We start from the raw sequence: 9,244 nt of genomic DNA, 5'->3' as shown, positions 1-9,244 counted from the left end.
CGGATAGGTGGCGCCGGGCGGGGCCATCCGCGGGGGCAGCGGCCCCGGCCGGTCGGCCGTGCCGTCGCCGTCCCGCCCCGACCCGCCGTCGCCGGTTCCGTACCCGCCTGCCATGATCGTCCGTCCTCCCCGTCGGCCCCGCCGACGACCCCCGACCGCCGTGCGGCGGCCACGCGCCGCTCACGGCCCGATGGACCGTACCGGCGGGAACGGGGTTTGTCTCCCCCGTTGTCCGACCCTCTCACGTGCGCGCAAGCCGGCCCGTTCCGGACACCCGACGGACATCCCGTCGACACGCGCCCGACCGGCTGCGCACACCGGATCGTCCGGCCTACTAGGGTTGTCAGGTGACCGACGAACCACCCCTGCGCCGTCGGGCCGCCGAAAGCCGTACGGGAGAGGTGTCCCCACATCCGTCGTCGGCAGTGCCGGAGCCGGCGGACGCGGGGACCGAGACCGACACGGGTGCAGCCGTCCCGCTGACCGCCCCGCGTGAGGGCACGCCCGCCCCGGTGGCCACCCCGGCCGAGCTCGACGAGGTCGTGGCCCGCTTCGCGGCCGGCACCGGCCCGGTGGCCCTGGACGCCGAGCGCGCCTCCGGATACCGCTACAGCCAGCGGGCCTACCTGGTGCAGTTGCGCCGCGAGGGGGCCGGCACCGCGCTCGTCGACCCGCTGCCGCTGCCCGACCTGTCCGCGCTCGACGCGGCCATCGCCGAAGCCGAGTGGGTGTTGCACGCGGCCAGCCAGGACCTCGCCTGCCTGGCCGAGGTGGGGCTGCGCCCGCGCCGGCTGTTCGACACCGAACTGGCCGCCCGGCTGGCCGGGTTCGAGCGGGTCGGCCTGGCCGCGCTGACCGAACAGCTGCTCGGCTTCAGCCTGGAGAAGCACCACTCCGCCGCGGACTGGTCCAGCCGGCCGCTGCCGGAGTCCTGGCTGACGTACGCCGCGCTGGACGTGGAGCTGCTGGTCGACCTGCGTGACGCGCTCGACGAGGAGCTGGGCCGGCAGGGCAAGTCCGGCTGGGCGGCCGAGGAGTTCGCGGCGCTGGTGCGGGGCGGCGCCCGCCCGCCCCGGGTCCGCGCGGAGCCGTGGCGTCGCACGTCGGGCATCCACCGGGTCCGCGGCGCCCGCGCCCAGGCCCGGGTCCGCTCCCTGTGGTACGCCCGGGACCAGATCGCCGCCCGGCGGGACGCCGCCCCGGGCCGGGTGCTCCCCGACTCGGCCATCGTGGCCGCAGCCGAGCTGGACCCGAAGGACGAGAAGACGCTGCTGACGCTCCCCGGCTTCGGCGGGCGGTCGGTGCGCCGGCTGGCGCGTACCTGGTTGGCGGCCCTGGACGACGCGCGTCAACTGCCGGACGACGCGCTGCCGGTGAGTCCGGCGGTCGAGGGCCCGCCCCCGCCGCACCGGTGGGCGGAGCGCGACCCGATCGCCGCGGGCCGACTGGCCCGCTGCCGGGAGGTGGTGGTCGGCACCGCGTCGGCACACCGGCTGCCGGCGGAGAACCTGATCGCGCCCGACTCGATCCGCCGGTTGGCCTGGCAGCCGCCGGAGGAGATCACCGACGCGACCGTGGCGGAGACGCTGCGGACGTTCGGCGCCCGGGAGTGGCAGCTCGGCCTGCTCCTGCCCGCGCTGACCGAGGCGCTGCGCGTCCCGTCGTCCTGACGTCCGGCCCCCGGGTGGCCCGTCCGGATGTGGGACGGGCCACACGGGGGGTGGTGACGCGTTTGGTTACTGGCGAGTAGCATCCGGGGAAATGCCAGTGCCGGTCAGGAGGCTCCAAGTGCCCCGTGAAGTTCGGGATGTCGTCTTCGTCGACGGCGTCCGTACCCCGTTCGGCAAGGCGGGTGGGATGTACACCAACACCCGCGCCGACGACCTGGTGATCCGATGCATCCGTGAGCTGATGCGCCGCAACCCGCAGCTGCCGCCGGAGAAGGTGGAGGAGGTGGCCATCGCCGCCACCACCCAGATCGGCGACCAGGGCCTGACCATCGGCCGCACCGCCGCCCTGCTGTCCGGCCTGCCGAAGACCGTGCCCGGCTTCGCCATCGACCGCATGTGCGCCGGCGCGATGACCGCCGTCACCACGGTGGCCGGCGGCATCGCCATGGGCGCCTACGACGTGGCCATCGCCGGCGGCGTCGAGCACATGGGCCGCCACCCGATGGGCGAGGGCGTCGACCCCAACCCGCGGATCGTCGCGGAGAAGCTGGTCGACCCGTCCGCCCTGGTGATGGGCTCCACCGCGGAGAACCTGCACGACCGGGTCCCGCACATCACCAAGGAGCGCACCGACGCGTTCGCGCTCGCCTCCCAGCAGAAGACCGCCAAGGCGTACGCCAACGGCAAGCTCCAGGGCGACCTGGTGCCGGTGGCCGTGCGCGACGCCGAGGGCGGCTGGGGCCTGGCCACCGTGGACGAGGCGCCCCGGGACACCTCGATGGAGAAGCTGGCCGGCCTGAAGACCCCGTTCCGGCCGCACGGCAAGGTCACCGCGGGCAACGCGGCCGGCCTGAACGACGGCGCCACCGCCGCGCTGCTGGTCGCCGAGGAGACCGCCCGCGAGCTGGGCCTGCCGATCGGCATGCGGCTGGTGTCGTACGGCTTCGTCGGCGTGGAGCCGGAGGTGATGGGCGTCGGCCCGATCCCCTCCACCGAGAAGGCGCTGCGCATCGCCGGCCTGAGCATCGACGACATCGGCCTGTTCGAGCTGAACGAGGCGTTCGCGGTGCAGGTGCTCGCGTTCCTCGACCACTTCGGCATCGCCGACGACGACCCGCGGGTCAACCCGTGGGGCGGCGCGATCGCCATCGGTCACCCGCTCGCCTCCTCCGGCGTCCGGCTGATGACCCAGCTCGCCCGCCAGTTCGCCGAGCACCCCGAGGTCCGCTACGGCCTCACCGCCATGTGCATCGGCATCGGCATGGGCGGCACCGTGATCTGGGAGAACCCGAACTGGGAGGGAGACAAGTGAGCGCGAGGAGTGAGCTTGCGAGCCCCGCAGTCGCGAATGATGGAGGCGCAGTGAGCCTCGCCGCATCGAACGAGGTCGTCACCAAGGCGCTGCTGCGCGCGGTGACCGTACCGGGGCTGGACCGGCCCGCCGCCCTGATCACCCTGGACAACGGGTTCGACCACACCAAGCCGAACAGCTTCGGCCCGGGCGGCCTGACCAGCCTGGACGAGGCGATCACCGCCGCGCTCGCGGCGGAGCCGTCGTTCATCGCGGTCACCGGCAAGCCGTACATCTTCTGCGTGGGCGCGGACATCACCAGCCTCCCGCAGCTGGAGAACCGCGAGCAGGCGCTGGAGATCGGGCGGCTCGGCCACCGGGTCTTCGCCCGGCTCAAGGACAGCGCCGTGCCCACCTTCGCGTTCGTCAACGGCGCGGCGATGGGCGGCGGCCTGGAGCTGGCGCTGCACTGCCACTACCGGACGCTGTCCGCCGGCGCGGCGGCCCTGGCGCTGCCCGAGGTCTCGCTCGGCCTGGTCCCCGGCTGGGGCGGCACCCAGCTGCTGCCGAACCTGATCGGCATCCCGGCCGCCACCCAGGTGATCCTGCAGAACCCGCTGATGCAGAACAAGATGCTCAAGCCGAAGCAGGCCGCCGAGATGGGCATCGCGGACGTGCTGCTGGAGCCGGCCGACTTCCTGGAGCGGTCGCTGGAGTGGGCCGCCGGCGTGGTCCGGGGCGAGGTCGCGGTCACCCGTCCCGAGGTGGACAAGGACATGTGGGCGGGCGTGCTCTACTTCGCCCGGCAGACCCTCGATGCGCGGCTGCACGGTGCGGTCCCGGCCGCGTACAAGGCGCTGGACCTGTTGGAGACCGCGAAGGACGCCGACTTCGCCACCGGCACCGCCGCGGAGGACGAGGCCCTCGCGGACCTGGTCTTCTCCGAGGAGCTGCGCAGCGGCCTGTACGCCTTCGACCTGGTGCAGCGGCGGGCCAAGCGCCCGGCCGGCGCGCCGGACAAGGGCCTGGCCCGGCCGGTCACCAAGGTGGGCATCGTCGGTGCCGGCCTGATGGCCAGCCAGCTCGCGCTGCTGTTCGCCCGGCGGCTCCAGGTGCCGGTCGTGCTGACCGACCTGGACCAGTCCCGGGTGGACAAGGGTGTCGGCTACGTGCATACCCAGATCGAGAAGGCCGTCAGCAAGGGCCGGATGGACAAGGGCACCGCGGCCAAGCTGTACGGCCTGGTCAGCGGCTCGGTCGACAAGTCCGTGTTCGCCGACGCCGACTTCGTCATCGAGGCGGTCTTCGAGGACCTGGGCGTCAAGAAGCAGGTCTGGGCCGAGCTGGAGAAGATCGTCAAGCCGGAGGCGGTGCTCGCCACCAACACCAGCTCGCTGTCGATCACCGAGATGGCGGCCGACCTGGAGCACCCGGAGCGGGTCGTCGGCTTCCACTTCTTCAACCCGGTCGCGGTGCTGCCGCTGCTGGAGATCGTCCGCGGCGAGCGGACCGACGACGCCACCCTCGCCACCGCGTTCGCGGTCGGCAAGCAGCTCAAGAAGTCGTCGGTGCTGGTCAAGGACGCCCCGGCGTTCGTGGTCAACCGGCTGCTGACCCGCTTCCTCGGCACCGTCTTCGCCGCCGTCGACGCCGGCACCCCGCTGGACGTGGCGAACAGCGCGCTGGACCCGCTGGGCCTGCCCATGCGTCCGCTCGCGCTGCTCCAGCTGGTCGGCCCGGCCGTGGCCTACCACGTGGGCGGCACGCTGCACGAGGCGTTCCCGGACCGGTTCGCGGTCAGCGAGAACCTCAAGCGGATCGCCGACTCGGGCCAGCCGATCGTCGTCGACGACCAGATCAACGACGACGTCGCGAAGCTGCTCGTGGTCGGCGACCAGCCGCTCACCGCCGAGCAGGTTCGGCAGAACGCGCTGGACGCGCTCGCGCAGGAGATCCGGCTGATGCTCGACGAGGGCGTCGTCGCCGAGGCGCAGGACATCGACCTGTGCATGATCCTCGGCGCCGGCTGGCCGTTCCACCTGGGCGGCGTCACGCCGTACCTGGACCGCACCGGCACCTCCGAGCGGGTGACCGGCAAGCGGTTCCTGCCGCGCGGCGCGGCCAGCCTGCGCTGACCGACCGCACCAGGCATCGATCGCGGTGGTCGGGCCGTCCCTGCGGGGCGGCTCCGGCCACCGCGATCGGCGTTGCGGGCCCGGTCACGGCTGGGTCCCGGTTTCGTCACACCGGCCCTGGGCGGACAGCGGCGCGTCGGTGGTCATGGCTACCATCACGCGTCCAGAATCTTCACAGGAGCTGACCACATGTCCCAGCCGCCGTCCAATCCCTACCCCGGCAACTACCCCCCGCCCTCGCAGCAGCCCGGCGGCTACCAGCCGCCGCAGCAGCCCCAGCACGGGGGCGGCTACCCGCCGGCACCCCAGCAGCCGCAGTACGGCGGCGACTACCCGCAGGTTCCGCAGCAGCCGCAGTACGGCGGCGACCAGCTCGGCGCCCCGGTGCCGCCGAAGAAGAAGTCGGGGGTCGGCAAGATCCTGCTGATCGTCCTCGCGGTCGTCCTGGTGCTCTGCGTCGGCGGCGGCGTCGCCTTCTGGCTCGCCGCGGGCGACGACGTCAAGGACGTCGTCACCGCCACCAAGACCCGGGTCGTCGAGCCGACGACGCTGGGCGGGCGGCCGAAGGTGAGCCAGCCGGAGCTGCAGAGCGCCGCGCTGCAGATGAAGTCCGAGTTCAGCAAGGACGTGCCGAACGCGACCAGCACGGCCGGCGCGTTCTACGGCGATCCGGCCAAGAAGGACCTGGTCATGATCGCCGGCGTCTCCGGCGTCATCGCCGACCCGAAGAAGGAGATGGCGGACGCCATCACGGCGATCACCCCCGAGCTGGGCGCCAAGGAGTTCAAGACGGTCGACGCCGGCCCGCTGGGCGGCGACGCCAAGTGCGGTGACGGCAAGACCGAGGGCATCCCGGTCGGCGTCTGCATCTGGGTCGACAAGGGCAGCCTGGGCATGGTGGTCATCTACTTCAAGTCCGCCGCCGAGCTCCAGTCGGAGTTCGTCTCGCTGCGCGGTGAGATCGAGAAGCAGGACTGACACCGCTCGCACACCGGGCCCCCGCCGTCGGCGGGGGCCCGGTGCCGTTTCCGGGTCAGGCCGAGACGGCCCGCTCCGCCGGGCTGCGGCAGACGCAGAACTCGTTGCCCTCCGGGTCGGCGAGCACCACCCAGCCGGTGCCGTCCGGCCGGCGGCGGTCCGCGATGAGCGTGGCGCCGAGCTCGCGCAACCGCGCGACCTCCTCGTCCCGGGTGCCCTCGGCCGCGTGCAGGTCGAGGTGGAACGCGCCCTTGCCGTGGCGTTCCTCGGCCCGGACGAAGAGCAGGTCGGTGCCGTGCCCGTCGGGCGCGACGAGGACCGCCTCCGGGTCGCCCGGGTGGTCGTCGGCGTGCAGGTCGCGGTCGAGTACGCGGCCCCACCAGCTGGCCAGCGTGTACGGGTCGTCGGACTCGACGGTCATGCAGTGCATCCGTGCGCTCACGGTGCAACCTCCAATGGGGAGTGCGCCCCGCCGGAGTGCGACGTCAGCGGGGAACGCGGGGCGCGGGACGGTTCGGAACGGACATCACCACACCCCCCTCCACCTCTCGGCCGACGTCATGATCCTTCCACTCTCCACCGCCCCCTGACAAGGAAGGGCCCCTTCTTAACACCGGGTGTTAAGGAGGGGCCCCTCCTCTACCGGAGGCGTTAACAGGGGCCCCCTCCTTGCACCTCACGGGCCGACGAAGACCGCCTTCGCCCGCCAGTCGACGCCGTCGACCGCCGGACCGCTGCGTACCGTGAACGTCGCGGTCGGCGCGCCGTTCGCCCAGTCGGTGGCCGACAGGTCGCCGGTGTTGCGGTTGACCTTGTAGAGCGTGCCGCCCGAGACGAAGACCGCGCCCGCGTCGGCGAGGCCACCCGACCCGGCCACCGTGAAGCGGTCCGCGCCGACCACGCCGCTGTCCGGCGTGAACCAGCGCCAGAACAGTCCGCTCTGCCCGGCGAGCGTGTAGTAGAGCCGCCCGTCGAGGTGGAACATCCCGGTCACGGTGGGGATCTCCGCGTAGAAGCCGCTGGTCACCCCGGCGTACGTCTGCCCGGCCGGGCCGGAGTCGGTCTCCACCGTGTCCCAGTAGGCGTCGTGGTACGGGTCGACGAGCGCCGGCCCGCCGAACGTGGTTCCGTCGAACGTGCGTCGCCAGAGCGCGCCGTTCAGGCCGTAGAAGAGCGTGCCACCGACCCAGAACGCTCCCTTCACGGTGGACCAGGCGGTGCCGTCCGGGTTCGCCACCGGCGTCGCCGGACCGACTGTCGTCGCACCGTCGTACGGCCGGACCTGGACCTCGTCGCCGGTGCCGGCCGGCGGCGCCCCGGTCCGGACGATCTCGATGCCGTCGACCAGCGGATTCTCCACCACGTGCCGGAACTCCAGGTCCACGGTGCCGTCGCTGACCACGGTGAACTCCCGCATGGTGCCGACGTTGTGCCCGACGCTCGCGGACAGGTCCAGGTCGTCGAGGACGGTGGCGCCCTCCAGCGCCACGTCGAACACCCGCTTGCCGGCGGTGCCGGTGCCGTCGTACCGGTTGGCCAGGTAGAGCCGTACCTGCACCTCGGTCCCGGCGGGCACCGGGAACTGCCAGGTCATCTCCGGGGCGCCGGCCGGGTCGTACCGTTCGTCGCTGTAGAGGGCGGCCGGGGTGCCGGCCGGCACGGTCGTGTCCAGGCTGCCGACCGGCGCGAAGCCGGCGGTGGCGCTGCCGCTGTTGTGGTACGGGCTCGGGTTGCCGCCGTCGTCGACCGCCCAGTCCGGCCCGCCGTCGGTGGCGGCGACCGCCGGGCCGCCGGCGTTGACCCGGTAGAGCACGTTCGTCGGCTTCGGCACGCCGGCCTGGTAGACGCTGCCGGGCAGGGTGGCCGAGGTGGTCGGGTGCGGCGCCGCGCCGCCGGCCAGCGGGAAGAACGCGATCCGCTCCCGCCGGTACTGGAAGTTGCCGATCCAGGACGTGTCCCCGCCGACCCAGAGCCCGGCCGGGGTGACGAGCATCTCGGAGGCGCCGACGCCGCGCGGGTGCCGGCCCGGGTTCCAGGACAGCGGCAGGCCGGTACGCGGGTCGAGCGCGGCGATGCTGGCCCGGCCGACCGCGCCGGCCCGGGCGCTGTCGGCGCCGGCGCTGTTGTTCAGCCAGCGGAAGTGGCCGCCGACGTAGACCGCCTGCTCGCTGACGCCGACCGACAGGAACGTGTCGCCGCCGCTGTAGTCCACCCAGGTCGGCTGCCGCTCCGCGCCGGTTGCGGCGGCCTCCCACCGGGCCGCGGTGTCGCAGAGCGTGCCGCTGTACGGCGCGCCGGTGGTGACCACCACGAAGTAGCTGCTGTCCGGCGCGAACGCGACGTCGCGCATGTACGAGTCGAACGACTGCCACCGGCAGCGCGGCGTGTACCGGCTGGTGTTCCAGTCGGCCACGGTGGCGGCGGCGGAGCCCAGGTCCAGCTTGACGATCTGGTCGTGCACCACCCCGTCGGCCTTCTTGAAGTTGCCGATCACCACGAGCGTCGTGCCGTCCGGGGCGACTGCCAGCTTCTCCGCGCCGACCCCGGCGTTGGCCCCGCTGACTCCGTCGTAGTTGTGGTGCTCGGTCAGCGCCGTGGTGAGGTAGCCGTCGAGCGCGCCGGTGGTGGCGTTGAGCGAGGCCAGGCCGCCGCGCGGGTTGCTGTTGCCGGCCGTGGTGAAGATGCCGCCGACCAGCAGCCGGTTGCCGACCAGGGCGACGTCGTTGACCAACCCGTTGAACGCCGGGCCGGTGAAGCTGGTGACCAGCGCGCCGGTGGCCACGTCGAGCAGGGCCACCTTGCGCCGGGTGACGCCGTTGACGGTGTTGAACTTGCCGGCGACGTAGACCGTGCCGGCGGTCGGGCCGGCCACGACCGCGTACACCTCGTTGTCCACCACCGGGGCGAACGCGGTGTCCACGGCGCCGGTGGCCTTGTCGAAGGCGAGCAGGTAGTTGCGGGTGATGTCGACGTCGGACCCGCGGTTCTGCACCGTGGTGAACGAGCCGGCCGCGATGATCTTCGTGCCGGCGTCGTGGATCGCGTCGACGCTGCCGTCCACGATGTCCGGCGAGGCGGTGGAGGGGACGGCCTTGACCACCGTGGTGTGGTCGGGCGCGGCGGCCGCGGGCGCGGCGGGGGCCAGGCCGGCGGCGGTGAGCGCGACCGCG

The 9,244-nt window shown here is 73.1% G+C and carries 6 protein-coding genes; 4 read left to right on the top strand and 2 right to left on the bottom strand.

Going from position 1 to position 9,244, the window contains the following annotated elements; all coding sequences use genetic code 11:
- Window positions 1-347: 347 nt before the first annotated feature.
- The 4 genes from HUW36_RS18435 (at window position 348) to HUW36_RS18420 (ending at window position 6,074) form a co-directional block, all read left to right on the top strand.
- Window positions 348-1,670 carry a ribonuclease D gene (locus HUW36_RS18435; protein ID WP_174529305.1) on the top strand — a complete coding sequence of 441 codons (1,323 nt, stop codon included), beginning with the start codon at window positions 348-350 and terminating at the stop codon, window positions 1,668-1,670.
- 118 nt (window positions 1,671-1,788) lie between these two features.
- On the top strand, window positions 1,789-2,982 hold the full coding sequence (locus HUW36_RS18430; RefSeq protein ID WP_098745824.1) for a thiolase family protein: 1,194 nt from the start codon (window positions 1,789-1,791) through the stop codon (window positions 2,980-2,982).
- A 50-nt stretch (window positions 2,983-3,032) separates the two neighbouring features.
- Window positions 3,033-5,096 (top strand): 3-hydroxyacyl-CoA dehydrogenase NAD-binding domain-containing protein, encoded by a 2,064-nt coding sequence (locus tag HUW36_RS18425; protein WP_174529304.1) that lies wholly within the window; start codon window positions 3,033-3,035, stop codon window positions 5,094-5,096.
- A gap of 189 nt (window positions 5,097-5,285) precedes the next feature.
- Window positions 5,286-6,074 (top strand): hypothetical protein, encoded by a 789-nt coding sequence (locus tag HUW36_RS18420; protein WP_174529303.1) that lies wholly within the window; start codon window positions 5,286-5,288, stop codon window positions 6,072-6,074.
- A gap of 55 nt (window positions 6,075-6,129) precedes the next feature.
- On the opposite strand, the gene HUW36_RS18415 is transcribed toward HUW36_RS18420, so the two are convergent.
- Together HUW36_RS18415 and HUW36_RS18410 are read right to left on the bottom strand one after the other, a co-directional pair.
- Entirely contained in the window at window positions 6,130-6,516 is a 387-nt protein-coding gene (locus HUW36_RS18415; protein ID WP_174529302.1) for a VOC family protein, read from the bottom strand.
- A gap of 234 nt (window positions 6,517-6,750) precedes the next feature.
- The coding region (locus HUW36_RS18410; RefSeq protein WP_246248214.1) for a malectin domain-containing carbohydrate-binding protein at window positions 6,751-9,244 on the bottom strand (2,494 nt) is incomplete at its 5' end.

Source organism: Micromonospora maritima (assembly GCF_902825405.1).
Lineage (GTDB): Bacteria > Actinomycetota > Actinomycetes > Mycobacteriales > Micromonosporaceae > Micromonospora > Micromonospora maritima.
The sequence above is the reverse complement of the archived record's forward strand: the minus strand, read 5'-3'. Positions and strand labels throughout refer to the sequence as shown.